Here is a 17411-nt window from a genome sequence, read left to right as displayed (position 1 = left end):
CCTCACCCACAGAAGTGTGAAAGGAAAGCCATGAAAAAGGCTCTCAAAGCGATTGCCGTCGTTGGCGCGGCAGCGCTCCTCCTGACCGGTTGCGTCCCCGGCACCGGATCTGACGGAAACGCTGGCGGCGACTCCGGTGCGACCAAGGACACGCTGGTGTTCGCGCAGACCGTCGACCCCCGCAACCTGGACCCGCAGAACGCACTGCAGACCTCTGCAGATCGCATCAACCGCAACGTCTACGACCGTCTATTCACCCGCAACGACAAATCAGAGATCGTTCCCCAACTCGTCACTGAGTACCAGCAGGTCGACGACACAACGTGGACGATGTCGATTCGCGACGACGCGACGTTCCACGATGGCACCGCGCTGACAGCGGCCGACGTCGAGTTTACGCTTGACCGCCTCAAGGATCCGGCGCTCCTCGAATCGCGTTGGTACTCGCAGATCACCGAGGTGACAGCGACGGGCGAGTTCGACATCGAGATCACGACCGATGGCCCTATGCCGACGCTGTTGGCAGCGCTGTCGAAGAGCGGTGCCGACATCATGCCGGCCGCCTACATCGAAGAGCACGGCATCGAAGAGTTCATCAAGTCGCCGATCGGCTCGGGTCCGTACAAGTTCGTCGAGTGGCGACGCGACGACCGCGTCGTACTCGAGCGCAACGACGACTATTGGGGTGGCACCCCGAAATGGGCTTCCGTTGAGGTTCGTACCATTCCCGAGAACTCGACGCGCGTGTCGGAGCTGCTGACCGGTGGCGTTGACATTGCGACCGATATTCCCGTCGTCGACTGGGAGCGTGTCGGCTCGGGCGAAACCACTATGGCCTTCGGTGAGACGTCGCGCACGATGATGCTTATGCTGCGCGTCAACGAGCCTCACGCAACCCAAGACGTGCGCTTGCGCGAGGCCATCGACCTCGCGATCGACAAGCAGGCCATTGTTGACACCCTCTTCAACGGAAACGCGGTTCCGGTGCGTACGCGCGCCCCGCACGGAATTGTTTTCGGAGGCGACCCCGACCTGTACAACACGTCGCTGTATGACCTCGATCGTGCCAAGGAGCTCGTAGCCGAGGTTGTCGCTGAAGGCGGCGATGTCGAACTCCACTACAGCGCCTCGCGCGGTAGCTACCCCATGGATGCAGAACTGGCCGAGATGGTCAGCGCGATGCTGACTGAGGCTGGCTTCACTGTCAACCTCGAGATTCTTGAAGGCGGCGCTTTCGGAGACATCTACAGCGACTACTCCAGCCAGGAGGTCTACCAGGTTGCCCTGGCCGACGGTTTGCTCGACGCATCCTACGCGCTCCAGGGCTATGCGACCGAGCTGGGCATGCCCCGCCTCGGGTACAGCAACGCAAAGGTTGATGAACTCCTGGCTGCGGCCAACCGCACGTTGGACAGTGCCGAGCGCGAAGACCTTTACGCGCAGGTGCAGAAGATCATCGCTGAGGAAGACCGCCCGCAGGTCATGTTGTATCTGCAGCCCTCGGCCTACGGCGTGAATGCCGGCCTGAAGTTCTCGCCGCGTGCAGACGATGGTGTGGTGTTCGACGCGGTCGAACTGACAAAGTGATCCTGTAGTTGGGGTGGGCGATAACTGCCATCGCCCACCCCAACGCACACGGATCAAATACGAAGGAGTAACCGTGGAGAGCACGTTTGCCTCAGAGCCAAACGCTAAATCGCGCAGTGCTGTGCAGTCCATTAGTCGCGGTTTCGCCGTGCTCGAAGCGGTTGTCGCTCATGACCTGCCTGTCGGCGTGACAGAGCTCGCCCGTCAGTGTGACCTCCCCGTCGGAACCATTCACCGCTTGGTGCAGTCACTGTACGAGCTGGGATATGTGGACAAAGACGAAAGCAGCAAGTACTTCGCCGGACCACGGTTGACCAAACTGACCGGAACGCGTCAGAAAACTGTCGCCGCGATCGCTCAACCCTATTTGGATCGCATTGCGCAAGAGCTCGGTGAGACTGTTGCCGTCGGCACCCTCAAGGGCGGCTTCGTCGTCGGTATTGCCCGCACTCCGGGCACCCGATCGATTCGCATTCACACCAGTATTGGGGTGCCCTCGCATCCACATGCCTCAGCGTTAGGCAAGCTCCTGCTCGGCACCATGCCGGTCGAACAGGTGCACCACATTCTTGACCACACGCATATGCCACGTTTCACTCCAGCGACGATCACTGACCGTCCCACTTTGCTGGATGCGATCGCAACAGCACAGGAGCGCGGTTATGCGGTAAACGAAGGCGAGCAGGAAGAGGGCATGCGTTGCGTTGCGGTAGCAATTACTTACGACTTGGCACCCATCGGTTTTTCTCTCTCTGCTCCCACCCTTCGTATGCCTGACGACGTCTTAACGACGACCGTCGACACTCTCCGCAAGGCCGCCGTTGCACTCGCAGACGATCTGCGCGGAGTCCGCTACCTCACATCCCACGACTAGGAGTTCTGATCCACGCCATGAGCACGACAAACATCGCCGTTATCGGCGGCGGTATCGCCGGAGTTACAACCGCTTTCCACCTCGCTCGTCGAGGCGCAACGGTCACGGTTATCGACGACGGTGGCTTCGGACAGGCGACAGCGGCTAGCGCTGGCATCATCGCGCCATGGGTGTCGAAGTCGGATGGCGACTTCTACGCAGCATACGCCGCTGGCGGAAACTACTACCCCGAATTCCTGTCTCAGCTCGAAGCCCTGGGAATCCCTGAACTCGGTTACCGTCGCTCGGGCGCCCTCATGGTCGACGTCGATGCGGAAGGTATCGAAGCTGAGTATGAGCGCATCGTTTCCCGCGTGCGTGATGCCGGTGACGTTGCCGGTGAGGTTAAACGTGTTGCGGGCGATGACGTGCAGAGCCTTTTCCCCGCACTCGCTTCTGGCCTGACGGGGTTACTGGTCACCGGTGGCGGGCGTGTCGACGGCCGCATCCTGCGAGATGCCGCGCTGACCGGCGCCATTGCGCACGGTGCGCGCCACCTCGTTGACGCGGTCATCGGGTTGGAGCAAACGCAAACGGGCTGGAGTGTCAAGACAACCACGGGCACGACGATGTTCGATGCCGTTGTGGTCGCTGCGGGCGCTCGCGTGATGGACATTTTTGACCGGCTCGACATGCGAATTGGCGTGACTCCGCAGCGCGGGCAGATCGTGCACCTGCACTTGCGTGGCGTAAACACGTCCCCGTGGCCGACTGTTCATCCCCTTGGCGATCACTACATGACTCCATTTGATGGCGGCCGTATCGCTGTCGGCGCTACTCGCGAGACGGGCAGCGGATTCGACCCGCGCGTTACCGCGGCTGGTCAGATGTCGGTGTTGCAGAAGGCATTGGAACTCGCACCCGGCCTCGGCGAGGCAACCCTCGTGGAAACCCGCGTCGGCATTCGACCGATGGGCGACGACCACATGCCCGTCGTCGGACGGGTACCCGGGCGCGATGGCCTGTGGGTTGCTTCCGGGTACGGCGCCGGTGGACTCACCATGGGTCCGCTCCTCGGCGACGCCGTTGCTCGTGACGTGATGGGCGATGCCGCACCCGAACTAGCGCCCTTCGCTATGCCCGCTGAATCCGTCTCATAGTTTTTCAGACACCACGTCGTTCTCGCGGTTCCCTGTGCGTTGAGCGGTCGACGTGGTACGCCCTGTGCGCACTCCCCCTGCGCACAGGGCGCTCGTTGCGCCACCGCGGCGCCGCGCTACGCACTTTGTGTCGAACCTCTCGGTTCCGCACTCATCCCGAACCGTCGGTTCTGCGACGACTGAACCCTCGAGTTCTCTAATGAAAGGCACATATCGTGACCCTCTTTGACCCAGCCACCACGGCAATTGTTTCCATTGACCTGCAGGAAGCAAACCTGACCAGCCACCACGAGCCCAACAGCCCACGTGACGTTCTTGACCGCTCGCTGCGCTTGTTCTCTGCGGCGCGCGCCGCAGGGTCGCTCATCGTGCACGTTCGTACGAGTTTCCTTCCGAACGAGAAGGACTCCCTCGCGCCGATGCAGATTGAGAAGATGCGCCCGCTGAACCCGGTGCGTGAGCCGCGGTGGGATGAGCTGGTCGCCGAGGTTGCTCCGCTTCCGAACGAACCGGTCATCATCAAGCGCTCGTGGAATGCCTTCCACGGTTCTGACCTTGACGTGCAGTTGCGACGCCACGGTATCAAGACGGTCGTCATGGTTGGTATGTCGACGAACTACGGCGTCGAAGGTACTGCTCGTGCGGCGTACGAGAACTACTACAACGTCGTATTCGCTAATGAGGCGATGTCTGCTATCACGACGGCTGGTCACGACTACAGCGTGTCGACGATCTTCCCGCTGATCGGGCGCGTGCGCTCCGTTGACGAGATCGAGGCGGCGTTCGCCGGGCGCGCCGAGTAAGCCGGATTCAGCGGGAGCGCAGGGGAAACTCTGCGCTCCCGCTTTGCCATTTCGTCACGACTGTTGAGTGAGGGCTGCGGTTCGAAGCTCTGCGGCGGCTTCGGTAAGAGCCTTCACGACTTGCGGAACAATGGCGCTGGTGATGCGCGTCGTTGGCCCTGAAACAGACAGTGCCGTTGGCTGCTCGAGCCCAGGCACAGCGACCGCGATGCAGCGCACGCCGACTTCTTGCTCACTGTCGTCGGCAGCAAACCCGCGTCGCTTGGCGACGCGAAGGTCGGCGATGAACTCATCGGCTGTCACCAGGGTTGCCGGAGTGAAGCGGGGTAGCCCCGTTCGAGATACCAAGCTGCGAACACGGTCCTCGGGCATTGTTGAGAGCATCGCTTTGCCAACTCCCGTGGAGTGCGGCAAGACTCGCCGGCCGATTTCGGTGAACATCCGCATGCGATGACGTGATGGCGTCTGGGCCACGTAGAGAACGAGGTCGCCGTCGAGAACGGCAAGATTCGCGGTCTCGTGAAATTCTTCTTCCAGCCGTTCCAGCAGGGGGTTGGCGAGGTCGGCCAATGGTGGCACCGCTCGCCGACCGAGCCCGATGAGTCCCGCACCAAGGGCGTACCGGCGCTTGTCCGTCTGACGCACATACCCCAGCGCGTGCATGGTCCCGAGAATCCTATGCGCGGTGGGTACGGCGAGCCCGGCCTTTTCCGCGGCGATGGCCAGCGGCAGACCGTTTTCGGCTTCTGCAATCGCCTCGAGGAGGGCAAATGCGCGGGTGATGGACTGGACAGACCCGGCTGGGGGCACAGACGACATAATTTCACCATACAAAATTTCCACTCCAAGAAGTGGAATATTTCGTAGCGTATGGGGAGCACTATCCGCCTGACACAGGAATGACATGACGCTGTATCGCCAGACCGCATCCATCTCGTACGAAACCGCAACGCGCGCAATCGCGATCGCGATGGAGGTGGGAGCGAGGGCCGGCATCCGCCCGGTGATCTCGATCGCTGACCCGAGCATGACTCTTGTCGCATACGGTATGGCTGACGGGGCGACCCCCCACAGCGCCGAAACCAGCCGTCGCAAAGCCGCGACGTCTGCCTCGACCCGCAAACGTTCCGCACTTATTCCAGAGGCACTCGTCACCAAGCTTGCGCTCGGCACGGGCAATTTACTCACGGCCGTCGATGGGGGCATGCCGATCTACTTCGGCGACGTGCATGTCGGTGGCTTGGGCGTCGCAGGCGGAACCCCCGCACAAGACGCCGAGGTTGCCCTGGAAACTCTTCGCCTCCTGGGCGCACGATCTGAAGGAGAAATGTTGTGACCGACTCCACCACCACCCGCACCGCCTACCTGACACGTGCCGACCTTGCTGTCGCGCCGGAAATTGCCGACTTCGCGGAGTCGACGCTGGCCACATTCGGCCTCGATGCCGACGCGTTCTGGCAGGGGGCAGCGGCGATCGTCCGCGATCTCACGCCCCGCAACGTTGAGCTTCTCGCGAAGCGCGATGAGCTGCAACAGCAGATTGACGACTTCCACCGCGCCAACCCGGGTCAGCCCGAGCCGCAGGCCTATCGCGCCTTCCTGACGAGCATCGGCTACCTCGTCGAGCAGCCTGCTGACGCGCAGATTTCCACTGCCAACGTCGACCCGGAGATCGCAACCTCCGCTGGCCCGCAGCTCGTGGTTCCGCTGCTCAATGCCCGCTTTGCCCTCAACGCCGCTAACGCTCGCTGGGGTTCGCTCTATGACGCGCTGTACGGCACCGACGCGATTTCGCAGGAGGGTGACCTGGCCCCCGGTGCCACGTACAACGTCGTGCGTGGTGCCGCGGTTATTGCCCGCGGGCGTGAACTGCTCGACCTGGCGGCGCCGCTTGCGCAGGGTTCGCACGCTGACGCCACGGGATATGCGGTTGACGCAACCGGTGCGCTGGTGGTGCAGACGGCTACCGGATCCACCGCTTTGGCTGATCCGTCGGCTTTCGTTGGCTACACGGGTGCGGCTGACGCGCCGGCTTCCGTGCTGCTTAAGCACCACGGCCTGCACCTGGAGATCGTGATTGACCGTGCCGGTGGCATTGGCGCAACCGACGCTGCTGGCGTGCAAGACATTGTCGTGGAGTCGGCGATCACGACGATCATCGACCTGGAGGACTCGGTTGCCGCCGTCGACGCCGAAGACAAGGCGCTCGGATACCGCAACTGGCGCGGCCTGATGGATGGCACGCTCAGTGAGACCCTCGAAAAGGGCGGTCGCACGATCACGCGTGTGATGGCTCCGGACCGTTCGTATGTCACGCCGACGGGTGAGACGCTGACGTTGCCTGGCCGTTCGGTGCTGTTCATCCGCAACGTAGGGCACCTGATGCGCACGGATGCAGTGCTTGACGCCCAGGGCGAGCCGGTATTTGAAGGTGTGCTTGACGCGATTATGACTGTGCTCGGTGCGCTGCCTGACCTGCGCGGTGACCGTGCAGGTGCGAACTCGCGCGCTGGTTCGGTGTACATCGTGAAGCCGAAAATGCACGGACCGGAGGAAGCCGCTTTCGCCGCTGAGCTGTTCGGTCGTGTCGAAGAGCTATTGGGCCTGGCACCCAACACGGTGAAGATCGGCATCATGGACGAAGAGCGTCGCACATCGGCCAACCTTGCCGCGTGCATCGCTGCCGCGTCGGAGCGCGTGGTGTTTATCAACACCGGATTCTTGGACCGCACGGGTGACGAAATTCACACCTCGATTCACGCGGGCATCTTCCCGCCCAAGTCGGTCATCAAGTCGCGTCCGTTCATGCAGACGTATGAAGACCGCAACGTGGCGATCGGGCTTGAGACGGGTCTCGACGGACGCGCTCAGATCGGTAAGGGCATGTGGGCAATGCCCGACCTCATGCACGACATGGTGGAACAGAAGATCGGTCACGTCCGTTCGGGGGCATCGACCGCCTGGGTTCCGTCGCCGACCGCGGCAACGTTGCACGCACTGCACTACCACCAGGTGGATGCGTTTGCGCAGCGCGCTGGCATCACGTTTGACCCGGCCTCCCTCGAGTCGCTGTTGACGGTTCCGCTCGCTTCGCCTTCGGACCTTTCTGCCGAAGTCATCGCGACGGAGCTCGACAACAATGTGCAGTCGATTCTGGGATACGTCGTGCGGTGGATCGACCAGGGTGTTGGCTGCTCGAAGGTGCCCGACATCAACGGTGTGGCGCTCATGGAAGACCGCGCGACGCTACGCATCTCGAGCCAGCTGTTGGCGAACTGGCTGACGCACGGTGTGATTTCTGAGGCTGACGTTGACGCGAGCCTGCGTCGGCTGGCGCCGGTCGTTGACGGTCAGAATGCTGGGGATGCGTCGTATGAGGCGCTGATCGCCGGCGAAGAGCCGGGTATCGCGTTTGCGGCGGCTCGTCGGTTGATCATCGAGGGCGCAGCACAGCCCAACGGTTACACCGAGCCGATCCTGCACGAAATGCGCAAGGAAAAGAAGTCGCGCGGATGACACGCTCGCGCTGACCCGCTACGCCGCCCTGTGCCCTGTGTGGCGTAGCTGCCCCCGGAGGAATCTGTTCTCCGGGGGTTTTCTCTAGTATGTTTCGAACGCGGGCGCTTGGGTGCGTTGGCTACGGGTTGCTTGTGGGTTGAGGTCGGTGCACCAGCTCGGGTAGACGCGGAATCCGCGCTTTCCTGCTCGTGTGGGTGCTGATGTGATTCCGAGCTGCGCGAGGTGGTCGCGAGTGAAGCGGAACACGCCGCGATTGTTGCCTTGCGCTACAAAGACGAGGAGCCCGGCAGAGGCGTCGGTGCTCGGAAACGGAGCCGTCTCACCGTTGTCGTCACGTCGCCAGAATGCGACGAAGGCGCCGGGCTTGGTGGGTGTGGTTCTCGCGGTGCGGATGTGCCACACCTCTTCGCCGATGACAGCCGAGCCCGACTCGTAGTCGCTGTTTTGTGGTTCCGGAGCCACCTGCACGGGCGTCCGTGTTGCGGCGGCATATGCCTCATATGACTCGAACTGCACACCTCACGCTATCGTGCGGTGGGAGTCTTGCCCGACCCGGTTAGATCACGCGAAGAGCATCACCCCGGCGAAGGCTGTGCCGGCGACGATCACGGTGGACAGTGCCGCGAGGATGAAGGGGCAGACCCACCTTGATGAGCTTGCGTACCTGCACGCCGAGTCCGAGGGCGAACACGGCGGCGGCCAGCAGCGCGGTCTGGATCGTGCCGCCTGCGGCGATGGCGAAATCGGGCAGCGGCACGAACGAGCGCTTCAGCGCCATGGCGATGAAGCCTATGACGAAGAGCGGAACGATCGGGGGATTTTCGCGCCGGCGGCTTCCTCTCCCGAGGCGCGGGCGATGCGGCGCTGGCGCACGCTGAGGATCGCGATGACCGGGCCGCGCAGCAGCACGCGGGCGAGTTTGACGACGACGGCAGCAGCGAGTGCGCCGCCGCCGATGATGCCGCCGATCGCGACGACCTGGGCGACTTCGTGGGTGGCGCCGCCCGCCCACATTCCCGCGATGCGGGGGCTCAGGTCGAGGAGTCCGACGACGGCCGGGACGATCGCGATCATGAGCGTGCCGAACAGCACGACGAGGGCGACGGCGGTGACGGTGTCTTCTTCGTTTTCGTCGTTGGGGTCGGTGACGCCTGAGGCGCCGGCGACCGCGGCGGCACCGCAGATCGAGAATCCGCAGCCGATGAGGAGTGCGAGGTTGCTCTTGATCTTGAGCAGTTTGCCGAGCCACACGGTTCCGAAGAGTCCGATCGTGACGATCGCGACGACCACGAGCAGCATGGGGGCGCCGAGGCTGATGATGTCGCCGAGCACGAGTTGGATGCCGAGGAAGACGATGCCGATGCGGAGGAGCTTCTTCGCCGAGAACGTAACGCCAGGTTGGGTGACGGCGGGCAGCGGTGCGATATTGGTGACGAGGATTCCGAGCAGAATCGCGACGAGCATCGCGCTGACACCCGGGAAAATGGCGCTGACTCCGTATGCCGCTGCCGCCGCGACAGCGCAGACCGCGACACCCGGGATGTACTTCGCAATGCGCGACCACAGTGACGGGGCCGGTGCCGTGGTTCCGCCCGCCGACTGCACCGAGTCGGGGTGGTTCGTCTCGACGCGCTCGTTCAACGACCGCGAGGTGGTCGGATCGGGGGCAGCGGTTTCTGTTTCGGGGGTGGCGGAACTGTCGGTCATGGTTCGATCCTCCGCTTCTGGCTTCGTCCGCAGTAGAGGTACCTCCTTGGCTGGGTACAAGCTAACCTTGTGGCAGGTGGCGTCAGCGTCGGCTGACGCGGCGGTGATCGAAGTGGAGGGCGCATGAACGCGGAACCAGATCTTGCGGGTCTGCGTGCGCTCGTGTTGGTTGCCGAAGAGGGGAGTATCTCGGCGGCCAGTCGGCGGTTGAATGTGTCTCAACAGTCGGTATCTCTGCGAATTCGGGCGCTTGAGACCCAGCTGGATGTACGTTTGTTGTCGCGTTCGCCCCGGGGTTCGCAGCTGTCGCCGACCGGAATTCTAATCGTTGAGTGGGCGGGTGATGTGCTGCGGGCGGCAGATTCTTTTGCCGCTGCGGTGACGTCGTTGCGCGCGGCGGGGAAGACAGCGGTGCGCATTGCGGCGAGCCTGACGATTGCTGAGCATCTGGTTCCGGGGTGGATTGCGGCCTGGCGTGGCACCGTCGGCGCCGACGGTGCGGTCGCTCAGTTGCAGGCGACGAATAGCCAGGATGTCATTGCCCGCGTGCGTGCTGGCGAAGTCGAACTCGGATTCATCGAGACGCCTGATGTGCCCCATGATCTCGGGTCGGTTGTTGTCGGTACGGACACCGTGGAGATCGTCGTCGCGCGCGACCACCCGTGGGATCGCGCCGGTGCTGTCGCACTGACCGAACTCACCGAGACACCGCTCGTTGTCCGTGAAAGCGGTAGCGGAACCCGACGCGCCCTCGAGGCGGCACTGGAAGCTCGTGGACTCCAGATGCACGCGGAACCTGCACTCACCGCATCGACGACGCTGGCGGTTCGTAGTGCCGTGATGGCGGGTGTGGGTCCGGCGGCGCTCAGTTCGCTGGCGGTGCGCGACGATGTGGTGGCGGGCCGGTTGGTCACTGTCGCCGTTGATGGTTTCACGATCCGTCGCCCCCTCACGGCGATTTGGCTCGGCAAGACCCCGCCGCCCCTCGTGCGGGACTTCTTGCAGGTGGTCGCTGAGTCTTCATCGTGATGAACTTCGCCACGCGGCAGGTGTTGTAGCGGTTTGTCTCTCAAACTCAGTGCGCGTCGCCGCGGCTGAGGCTCATCGAAACGTAGGACTCGAAGCCGGCTCGCTTGGCAAAGCGCACCGGTCGCCGCGAGATTTCTCGAAAGCCGAGTTTGCGGTAGAGGCCGAGCGCCGCGAGGTTGTTGTTTTTGATGCCGCGCAACACGAATTCGTCGTAGGGCAGGGTGAGCGCGTGGCGCATGAGGGTGGTTCCGACTCCCTGCCCAATGAGCGTCGAGCAACGAGGTCGTCCCCGCGCTTGGTTGGCGGTTGCATCTTGCTTCGCGACCGGTGACGACGTGGGTAGTCGTTCTTCGGAATCCGAGTCACGACGAGCCTTCGCGAAGTCTTCTGTGGTCAGGGTCCGTTCGCCTTCTAAGCGAGAGGACAGACTAGCCAAGATCGCGCAAGGCTGTTGATTCAAGCCGAACCGTGGCGCAGAAACAAGGCCGTCTGAAGTTGGTTGATATGTTTCATGCGAGTTCGTTGCGGGTGACCCGCGAACGCGATTGCGACAACCGCCATTACCGCAACCATCAACACGAAAAGACCGGGGTTCGGAACCGTGAATGGTCCCGAACCCCGGTTACAGGTGGGCTGACGTGTTGGGTGGCCCGGCGTGCGTTATTTCAGACAGGAGGCTGCTTGTTCGGCAAACTCCGTTGACATCAGCTCGCTGGCTGGCACGTTTTCGGCGTAGTCCAGTGCCCCCTGCGAACGCAAGAAGTTCTGTAGGTTTTCCAGATACGCAACGGCGTCCGACATGTCGAGCGTGGCGTCGAAGATCAGGGGCACGCCGTTCGCGATGGTGTCAGCCTCCTGGTCGAGCCCGGTGGCGAGATACTCCAGGGTGTCCGCGTTCTTGTGGTAGTCGCCCTGCAGGTACGCTTCATTGGTTTCCGCGAGAACCTGGAGGAACTTCACCAGTACGTCGGGACGGTCAAGGAGCTTCGATCCGACGATGATTCCGGAACCATTCAGCCCGGGCTGATAGGTCGCGGCAAGGCGGAGGTTCGGGTTCTTTGCGGCGGTTTCGGTGAATGGTGCCGACAGCCAGGTACCGGCCACGGCGTCATTCTCGAGTGCCACGAGTGCGTCTGCACCGGAGATTGTTGTGAACGTGATGGCATCCAGGGTGAGGCCATCGTCTTCCAGGGCCTGTGCGAGCACGAGTCCACCGGCACCAGTTCCGCCGGTTGGGGATCCGATCGTTTGACCTTCGAGGCCAGTGAGATCGGCGTCATCGGCGGTTCCGACGTATTTCGTGTTCGCCCAGTAGCCCGGCAGTGGCTTGTCCGTGTCCAAGGGAAGCTCGTAGAACGGAGCGATCCACTTCATTTCGATGCCGCTGGCGACCACGTTGAAGTTTCCGGCGCCATATGAGGTGAGTTGGCCGTCGAATCGGCCCTGGCCGATCTGCGCGAGGGAGTCTGCGGCGGATATCTTTTCCACGGTGACGTTGAGTCCGGCTTCTTCGAACGCGCCTGACTCCATGGCAATGATCAGCGGAGCAAAGCCCTCGATCGGGTTACTGACCGTCAGGACGATCTCCTCACCGTTCGCGGGGGTTGCGCAGGCATCGGCGGGTGCCTCCGATGGAGCCCCGGACGCAGCCGGCTTTTCCGTCTCAGGTGCGGGGGTGGCTGGGCCGCTGCAGGCGGCGGCGGTAGCGACAAGGGCGAAGAGGCCCAGTACTGCTAGGCCTCGGGGTTTGACTCGCATGGGTTCTCTTTTCGTTGAGGGTCGTCATTGACCGGTATGGCTAGGTTCGCCGTGGTTCCCGGGCGTGTCAATGACGAGAAATCGTTGCGCGACGTCGCCGCCGCAACTGATTTAATCCATTTGATCAGGTGTTTATCAGACTCAAATAGGAGACCCTTTCTTCGCCCTTTGGGAAATGCTCATTGTCGTGGGGCTATTTCGATCATTGAATCAACTCAGCAGATCATCGTGAACGGAGACAAAAATGCGGGACGCAGTCATCGTCGAAGCAGTGCGCACACCGGTAGGCAAGGTGCGTGGAGCATTACGGGAAACACACCCAGCCTCGCTGTCTTCCGACGTCCTCCGGGCGCTGGTCTCGCGTACCGGGATTGATCCGAGCATCATTGACGACGTGGTCTGGGGATGCGTATCCCAAGCGGGAGAGCAAGCGGGCAACATTGCCCGCACGGCCATCCTTGGAGCGGGCTTTCCGGAACAGGTTCCGGGAACGACGGTCGACCGTCAGTGCGGATCCTCCCAGCAATCTGTCGAGTTCGCTGCGGCGCTCGTCATGGCTGGACTCCGCGATGTCGTTGTTGCAGGTGGGGTCGAGTCGATGAGCCGGGTACCGATGGGGTCCGCACGCATGGATGCTGCCAGCCCGCTGGGCCCATATGTGGAAGAGCGTTACGGGGTTAAACGGTTCAGTCAGGGCCACGGTGCGGACGAAATTGCTCGTCGTTGGAACATATCTCGCACCGAACTTGATGAACTGGCATACGAATCGCACGAGCGTGCGGCCTCGGCCACCGACGAAGGTCGATTCGATGGACAGATCGTTGCAATTGATGGAGTCGACTCCGATGGCAATAGCGTCACCGTCCGCCATGACCAAGGTATTCGCCGAACGACGTCGGCGGAAGGTTTGGCGTCGCTCGCACCCGCATTTGGTGACGATGGATTTCACACGGCGGGCAACTCATCGCAGATGTCAGATGGTGCCGCCGCGCTATTGGTGACGACTTCGGAAAACGCGGCTCGTCTTGGGCTCAAGCCGATCGTCCGCATTCACACATCCGTCGCCGTGGGGGTTGACCCCCGGACCATGCTGACGGGTCCGATTCCAGCAACCCAGCGCGCCCTTGAGAGGGCCTCCCTTTCGATCTCTGACATGGAGTCGTTCGAGATCAACGAAGCGTTTGCAAGCGTCGTTGGCGCCTGGCTCCGCGACACAGGTGCCGACCCCCGACGCACGAACCCTGACGGCGGCGCAATCGCTCTGGGGCATCCACTCGGCGGATCTGGGGCACGTCTCATGACGACTCTGATTCACCGCATGGTCAACAACGGCCATCGGTACGGGCTGCAGTCCATGTGTGAAGGGGGAGGCATGGCGAATGCCACGATCTTGGAGCGATTGGCATGACCGATGCAAACGACGCCATCCACCTCGCCATTCGCGACGGTGTTGCGACGGTCACACTCAACCGACCCGATCGACGCAATGCCCTTGACGCGGATGCGTGGCGAGATCTGCGGGAGACCGTCACCTCTATCCGGGTGAACCCGGACGTACGGGTCACCGTAATTCAAGGTGCCGGTGACCACTTCTGCGCGGGCGCTGACATTCGAGCGGGCGGGCCTCGACGACACCCTCTCGACCGCATGCGAAATGTGTCAGACGCGGTGCTCGCAATTTACGATTTGCCAATGCCGACGGTTGCTGTTGTGCGTGGGTCGGCCGTTGGCGCGGGATGGAACGTCGCGCTGGCGTGCGATTTTGTTCTCGCTGCCGAGGACGCCCAGTTCAATCAGATCTTCGCCCGGCGCGGGCTCTCAGTCGACTGCGGTGGCTCCTGGCTGTTGCCGCGCATTGTCGGGCCACAGCAGGCAAAGCGACTCATCTACATGGCGGAGATGATTGGTGCCGCGGAGGCCGCAGATTTGGGTCTCGTACTGAGCACCCACGCTCCCGAGGCGTTGGAGGAGGCGGCGATGAGCCTTGTCGACCGACTCCGAGCGGCGCCGCCAGCAGCGGTCGATATGGACAAACAACTCATCAACTCGACCTGGACGACATCGTTCGCCGATCAACTCCTCCGCGAAAACATCGCGCAGGGCATCAACTTTGCAACCGATGCGCCTGCCGCCCGTGCGGCAATCGCCGAGGGGAAAAAGCCCGAATTCGAAGGAAAGTGGCAACTATGACAACCGATGCGCAACCGCGAATCTCTACTCGGTTTACCGAGCTGCTCGGCATAGACCATCCGATCACGCAGGGCGGAATGCAGTGGGTCGGCCGTGCCGAGCTCACGTCAGCCGTGTCCAATGCCGGAGCACTGGGTACGTTGACGGCGCTCACGCAGCCCTCGCCCGATGCGCTCTACGAGGAAATCCAGCGGACGAAGGCGATGACGGATCGTCCCTTTGCGGTGAACCTCACGATCCTGCCGACGATCACGCCGCCGCCGTACGACGAATACTGCAAGGCGATCATCGAAGGTGGCGTGGGGATCGTCGAAACAGCCGGCAACGTACCCGGCATGATCTACGAGATGCTGAAGCCGCATGGCGTCAAGACCATCCACAAATGCACCAGCGTCCGTCATGCGCTGACCGCCGAACGGATGGGTGCAGACGTCATCAGCATCGATGGCTTCGAGTGCGCCGGTCACCCCGGTGAGGACGACATCCCAGGACTGGTGCTGATTCCACGCACCATCGATGCCCTCTCTGTTCCGGTCATTGCTTCCGGTGGCTTTGGCGACGGACGTGGCCTCGCCGCTGCGCTCGCCCTGGGCGCCGATGGCATCAACATGGGTACCCGCTTCATGGCAACGCAAGAGGCGCCGATTCACAACGACATCAAGGAACGAATTGTCGCGCAGACGGAGAACGACACGGAGCTGATTTTCCGTTCGTTGCGGAACACGTCCCGTGTTGCCAGCAACGAAGTGAGTCGCGAGGTTGTCAAGATTCTGGCCGACGGCGGACAGTTCGAAGACGTCCGTGAGCTTGTGGCCGGTGCGCGAGGCCGCCGCGTTTATGAGCTCGGTGACCCGGATCTGGGTATCTGGACGGTCGGTATGGTGCAGGGCCTTATTACCGACATCCCGCCGGTGGCGGAACTCGTGCAACGCATCGTTGGCGAGGCAATCGACACGATGACCAAGCGCATGTCGGCGCTGGTTATCGGAACCGCGTGAAAGGGAACAGGACATGACAGAAGAGGTACTGGTCGAGCGTGAGGGTCGCGTCATGACCATCACGATGAACCGTCCCGAGGCACGAAATGCCCTCACGAAGTCGATGTCGGAGCGCATGGCGGCAGCGCTGGACGAGCTTGACGCCGACCCTACGCTGTCGGTGGCTGTTCTCACCGGATCGGGCGGCGCCTTCTGTGCCGGCATGGACCTTAAAGGCTTCTTGCGCGGCGAACGCCCGAGTATCCCCGGTCGTGGCCTCGGAGGCATGACGCAGACGCCCCCAAAGAAGCCGATCATCGCGGCTGTGGAAGGCTGGGCGCTCGCGGGAGGATGCGAACTTGTGCTCGCGTGCGACTTGATCGTTGCAGCACGCACGGCACGTTTCGGCCTGCCGGAAGTGAAGCGCGGGCTGGCGGCCGCCGCCGGCGGGCTGTTCCGTCTTGCGGATCGCATTCCTCGTCAGGTCGCGCTCGAAGTGATCCTCACGGGCGACCCGATCGCTGCCGAGCGTGCGTACGAGGTCGGTCTTGTGAACCGGCTTGCTGAGGAGGGTGGTGCTCTCGCTGCCGCTCACGAGCTCGCCGCCGCCATCGCCGCGAACGGTCCGCTGGCGGTGCAAGCAAGCAAGGACGTCTTCACCCAGGCGCCAAACTGGCCCGCACAGCATCGATTTGTATTGCAGCGCCCGCTCATTGATCACGTCTTTGAATCCAACGACGCGAAAGAAGGCGCGAGCGCTTTCGCAGAGAAGCGGGAGCCGGTATGGACAGCAACGTAGGCCCACTCGCGGGCACGCAGGTTGTTGAGCTTGGTGGAATTGGACCGGCTCCCTTCACGGGGATGATCCTGCAACAGCTGGGCGCCACAGTGACGGTTGTCGCGCGGCCAGGCAAAGTGCTTCACCCCACTTTGGATCGCGGAAAAACTGTATTCAACGCCGACCTGAAAAGCTCAGCGGACACCGCTCGCGTACGTGAACTGGTGGCAGGTGCAGACGTCGTCATTGAAGGCTTCCGTCCGGGCGTTGCTGAACGCCTCGGGTTCGGACCTGACCACATCGCTTCCCTTAACCGCGCGGCGGTTGTCGGTCGAATCACCGGCTTCGGGCGTAGCGGTCCACTGGCAGACCGCGCCGGGCATGACATCAACTACATCGCCCTGTCCGGAGCGCTCGGTGCGATCGGCCCCGCTGATTCCGCCCCGACGGTTCCGCTGAACCTCGTTGCTGACTTCGGCGGTGGCGGATTGATGCTGGCCCTGGGGGTCACCGCGGCCATCCTCCGTGTCGCACGCACCGGAATAGGCGAGGTCGTGGACACCGCGATGGTTGACGGTGCTGCCACCCTCACCAGCATGATCTACGGATTCGTGGCCAACGGACGTTGGGATAGCGAGCGAGGGGACAACATCCTTGACGGCGGTTCGCCCTATTACCGAACGTATGAGTGCGCTGACGGAAAATTTATCGCCGTCGGTGCGATTGAGCCGCAGTTTTATGCCGAGCTGGTGCGAGTGCTGGGACTGAGCGGCCAGCTCAGTGTGAGTGCGCAAACCGATCGCTCGACCTGGGCCCTGCAGGCAGAACTCTTCGGAAAGGCTTTCGCGACAGCCTCCCGCGACGAGTGGGAGGAGCGTTTCGCCGGCGTTGACGCTTGCGTGACGCCCGTGCTCTCCCTTGCGGAAGCGCCCACTCACCCCCACAACGCTGCCCGCGGCACCTTCTCGGAAATCCCCGGAGGGTTCCAGCCGCTGGCTGCCAACCGATTTACCGCACTTCCCGTGCTGACGAGCACGACCTGAGGAGAAC

General features: G+C 62.6%; 18 protein-coding genes. 12 read left to right on the top strand and 6 right to left on the bottom strand.

Annotated elements, in window-relative coordinates:
• The first annotated feature begins 30 nt into the window (after positions 1 to 30).
• The 4 genes from KTJ77_RS12875 to KTJ77_RS12860 all read left to right on the top strand — a co-directional run bounded on the left by KTJ77_RS12875 (position 31) and on the right by KTJ77_RS12860 (position 4403).
• Positions 31 to 1587 carry an ABC transporter substrate-binding protein gene (locus tag KTJ77_RS12875; RefSeq protein WP_217338958.1) on the top strand — a complete coding sequence of 519 codons (1557 nt, stop codon included), beginning with the start codon at positions 31 to 33 and terminating at the stop codon, positions 1585 to 1587.
• A gap of 73 nt (positions 1588 to 1660) precedes the next feature.
• A complete protein-coding gene (locus KTJ77_RS13745; RefSeq protein WP_217338957.1) occupies positions 1661 to 2461 on the top strand; it encodes an IclR family transcriptional regulator in 801 nt (266 codons plus the stop codon).
• 17 nt (positions 2462 to 2478) lie between these two features.
• On the top strand, positions 2479 to 3600 hold the full coding sequence (locus tag KTJ77_RS12865; RefSeq protein ID WP_217338956.1) for an FAD-binding oxidoreductase: 1122 nt from the start codon (positions 2479 to 2481) through the stop codon (positions 3598 to 3600).
• Between the two features lie 215 nt (positions 3601 to 3815).
• Positions 3816 to 4403, top strand: a complete 588-nt coding sequence (locus KTJ77_RS12860) for an isochorismatase family protein (RefSeq protein ID WP_217338955.1) — start codon at positions 3816 to 3818, stop codon at positions 4401 to 4403.
• 54 nt (positions 4404 to 4457) lie between these two features.
• Here KTJ77_RS12860 and KTJ77_RS12855 read toward each other — a convergent pair whose 3' ends face one another.
• On the bottom strand, positions 4458 to 5222 hold the full coding sequence (locus tag KTJ77_RS12855) for an IclR family transcriptional regulator (protein ID WP_217338954.1): 765 nt from the start codon (positions 5220 to 5222) through the stop codon (positions 4458 to 4460).
• Between the two features lie 85 nt (positions 5223 to 5307).
• Here KTJ77_RS12855 and KTJ77_RS12850 point away from each other — a divergent pair, with 85 nt between their 5' ends.
• Both KTJ77_RS12850 and KTJ77_RS12845 read left to right on the top strand, forming a co-directional pair.
• The gene (locus KTJ77_RS12850) at positions 5308 to 5739 is read left to right on the top strand and encodes a heme-binding protein (RefSeq protein ID WP_217338953.1); all 432 of its coding nucleotides are present in this window, start codon (positions 5308 to 5310) and stop codon (positions 5737 to 5739) included.
• Positions 5736 to 7919 (top strand): malate synthase G, encoded by a 2184-nt coding sequence (locus KTJ77_RS12845; protein WP_367948923.1) that lies wholly within the window; start codon positions 5736 to 5738, stop codon positions 7917 to 7919. Before KTJ77_RS12850 ends, KTJ77_RS12845 begins: the two co-directional genes overlap by 4 nt.
• 84 nt (positions 7920 to 8003) lie before the next feature.
• Here the strand turns inward: KTJ77_RS12845 and KTJ77_RS12840 are convergent, their stop codons facing one another.
• The 3 genes from KTJ77_RS12840 to KTJ77_RS12835 are packed head-to-tail and all read right to left on the bottom strand — an operon-like array spanning position 8004 to position 9629.
• A complete protein-coding gene (locus tag KTJ77_RS12840) occupies positions 8004 to 8438 on the bottom strand; it encodes a MepB family protein (protein WP_367948922.1) in 435 nt (144 codons plus the stop codon).
• Between the two features lie 40 nt (positions 8439 to 8478).
• Positions 8479 to 8700 carry a hypothetical protein gene (locus KTJ77_RS13500; RefSeq protein ID WP_254367837.1) on the bottom strand — a complete coding sequence of 74 codons (222 nt, stop codon included), beginning with the start codon at positions 8698 to 8700 and terminating at the stop codon, positions 8479 to 8481.
• Positions 8701 to 8711: 11 nt separating this feature from the next.
• Positions 8712 to 9629 carry a YeiH family protein gene (locus tag KTJ77_RS12835; RefSeq protein WP_254367836.1) on the bottom strand — a complete coding sequence of 306 codons (918 nt, stop codon included), beginning with the start codon at positions 9627 to 9629 and terminating at the stop codon, positions 8712 to 8714.
• A gap of 123 nt (positions 9630 to 9752) precedes the next feature.
• On the opposite strand from KTJ77_RS12835, the gene KTJ77_RS12830 reads away from it, so the two are divergent.
• On the top strand, positions 9753 to 10658 hold the full coding sequence (locus KTJ77_RS12830; protein ID WP_217338952.1) for a LysR family transcriptional regulator: 906 nt from the start codon (positions 9753 to 9755) through the stop codon (positions 10656 to 10658).
• A gap of 46 nt (positions 10659 to 10704) precedes the next feature.
• Here the strand turns inward: KTJ77_RS12830 and KTJ77_RS12825 are convergent, their stop codons facing one another.
• Together KTJ77_RS12825 and KTJ77_RS12820 are read right to left on the bottom strand one after the other, a co-directional pair.
• On the bottom strand, positions 10705 to 10896 hold the full coding sequence (locus tag KTJ77_RS12825; protein ID WP_217338951.1) for a hypothetical protein: 192 nt from the start codon (positions 10894 to 10896) through the stop codon (positions 10705 to 10707).
• A 422-nt stretch (positions 10897 to 11318) separates the two neighbouring features.
• Positions 11319 to 12416 (bottom strand): ABC transporter substrate-binding protein, encoded by a 1098-nt coding sequence (locus tag KTJ77_RS12820; RefSeq protein WP_217338950.1) that lies wholly within the window; start codon positions 12414 to 12416, stop codon positions 11319 to 11321.
• 244 nt (positions 12417 to 12660) lie between these two features.
• Here KTJ77_RS12820 and KTJ77_RS12815 point away from each other — a divergent pair, with 244 nt between their 5' ends.
• From KTJ77_RS12815 to KTJ77_RS12795, 5 genes are read left to right on the top strand one after another with little or no spacing between them, the layout of a single operon-like run.
• Entirely contained in the window at positions 12661 to 13824 is a 1164-nt protein-coding gene (locus KTJ77_RS12815; protein WP_217338949.1) for a thiolase family protein, read from the top strand.
• Positions 13821 to 14606 (top strand): enoyl-CoA hydratase/isomerase family protein, encoded by a 786-nt coding sequence (locus tag KTJ77_RS12810; protein WP_217338948.1) that lies wholly within the window; start codon positions 13821 to 13823, stop codon positions 14604 to 14606. Before KTJ77_RS12815 ends, KTJ77_RS12810 begins: the two co-directional genes overlap by 4 nt.
• Positions 14603 to 15604, top strand: a complete 1002-nt coding sequence (locus KTJ77_RS12805; RefSeq protein ID WP_217338947.1) for a nitronate monooxygenase family protein — start codon at positions 14603 to 14605, stop codon at positions 15602 to 15604. The genes KTJ77_RS12810 and KTJ77_RS12805 overlap by 4 nt, the downstream gene beginning before the upstream one ends.
• 13 nt (positions 15605 to 15617) lie before the next feature.
• On the top strand, positions 15618 to 16382 hold the full coding sequence (locus KTJ77_RS12800) for a crotonase/enoyl-CoA hydratase family protein (RefSeq protein WP_217338946.1): 765 nt from the start codon (positions 15618 to 15620) through the stop codon (positions 16380 to 16382).
• Positions 16367 to 17404, top strand: coding sequence for a CaiB/BaiF CoA-transferase family protein (locus KTJ77_RS12795; RefSeq protein ID WP_217338945.1), 1038 nt, complete (start codon positions 16367 to 16369; stop codon positions 17402 to 17404). The genes KTJ77_RS12800 and KTJ77_RS12795 overlap by 16 nt, the downstream gene beginning before the upstream one ends.
• Positions 17405 to 17411 lie beyond the last annotated feature (7 nt).

This window comes from Microbacterium sp. NC79, assembly GCF_019061125.1.
Taxonomy (GTDB): Bacteria; Actinomycetota; Actinomycetes; order Actinomycetales; family Microbacteriaceae; genus Microbacterium.
Note: the sequence above shows the minus strand (reverse complement) of the source record. Positions and strands in the feature narration are given on the sequence as shown.

What these genes read in the sequence shown, in the direction of transcription:
- KTJ77_RS12875 (WP_217338958.1), top strand. Translation starts at nt 31, where the DNA reads ATGAAAAAGGCTCTCAAAGCGATTGCCGTCGTTGGCGCGGCAGCGCTC.
- KTJ77_RS12865 (WP_217338956.1), top strand. Translation starts at nt 2,479, where the DNA reads ATGAGCACGACAAACATCGCCGTTATCGGCGGCGGTATCGCCGGAGTT.
- KTJ77_RS12855 (WP_217338954.1), bottom strand. Translation starts at nt 5,222, where the DNA reads ATGTCGTCTGTGCCCCCAGCCGGGTCTGTCCAGTCCATCACCCGCGCA.
- KTJ77_RS12850 (WP_217338953.1), top strand. Translation starts at nt 5,308, where the DNA reads ATGACGCTGTATCGCCAGACCGCATCCATCTCGTACGAAACCGCAACG.
- KTJ77_RS13500 (WP_254367837.1), bottom strand. Translation starts at nt 8,700, where the DNA reads ATGGCGCTGAAGCGCTCGTTCGTGCCGCTGCCCGATTTCGCCATCGCC.
- KTJ77_RS12835 (WP_254367836.1), bottom strand. Translation starts at nt 9,629, where the DNA reads ATGACCGACAGTTCCGCCACCCCCGAAACAGAAACCGCTGCCCCCGAT.
- KTJ77_RS12830 (WP_217338952.1), top strand. Translation starts at nt 9,753, where the DNA reads ATGAACGCGGAACCAGATCTTGCGGGTCTGCGTGCGCTCGTGTTGGTT.
- KTJ77_RS12825 (WP_217338951.1), bottom strand. Translation starts at nt 10,896, where the DNA reads ATGCGCCACGCGCTCACCCTGCCCTACGACGAATTCGTGTTGCGCGGC.
- KTJ77_RS12820 (WP_217338950.1), bottom strand. Translation starts at nt 12,416, where the DNA reads ATGCGAGTCAAACCCCGAGGCCTAGCAGTACTGGGCCTCTTCGCCCTT.
- KTJ77_RS12815 (WP_217338949.1), top strand. Translation starts at nt 12,661, where the DNA reads ATGCGGGACGCAGTCATCGTCGAAGCAGTGCGCACACCGGTAGGCAAG.
- KTJ77_RS12810 (WP_217338948.1), top strand. Translation starts at nt 13,821, where the DNA reads ATGACCGATGCAAACGACGCCATCCACCTCGCCATTCGCGACGGTGTT.
- KTJ77_RS12805 (WP_217338947.1), top strand. Translation starts at nt 14,603, where the DNA reads ATGACAACCGATGCGCAACCGCGAATCTCTACTCGGTTTACCGAGCTG.
- KTJ77_RS12800 (WP_217338946.1), top strand. Translation starts at nt 15,618, where the DNA reads ATGACAGAAGAGGTACTGGTCGAGCGTGAGGGTCGCGTCATGACCATC.
- KTJ77_RS12795 (WP_217338945.1), top strand. Translation starts at nt 16,367, where the DNA reads ATGGACAGCAACGTAGGCCCACTCGCGGGCACGCAGGTTGTTGAGCTT.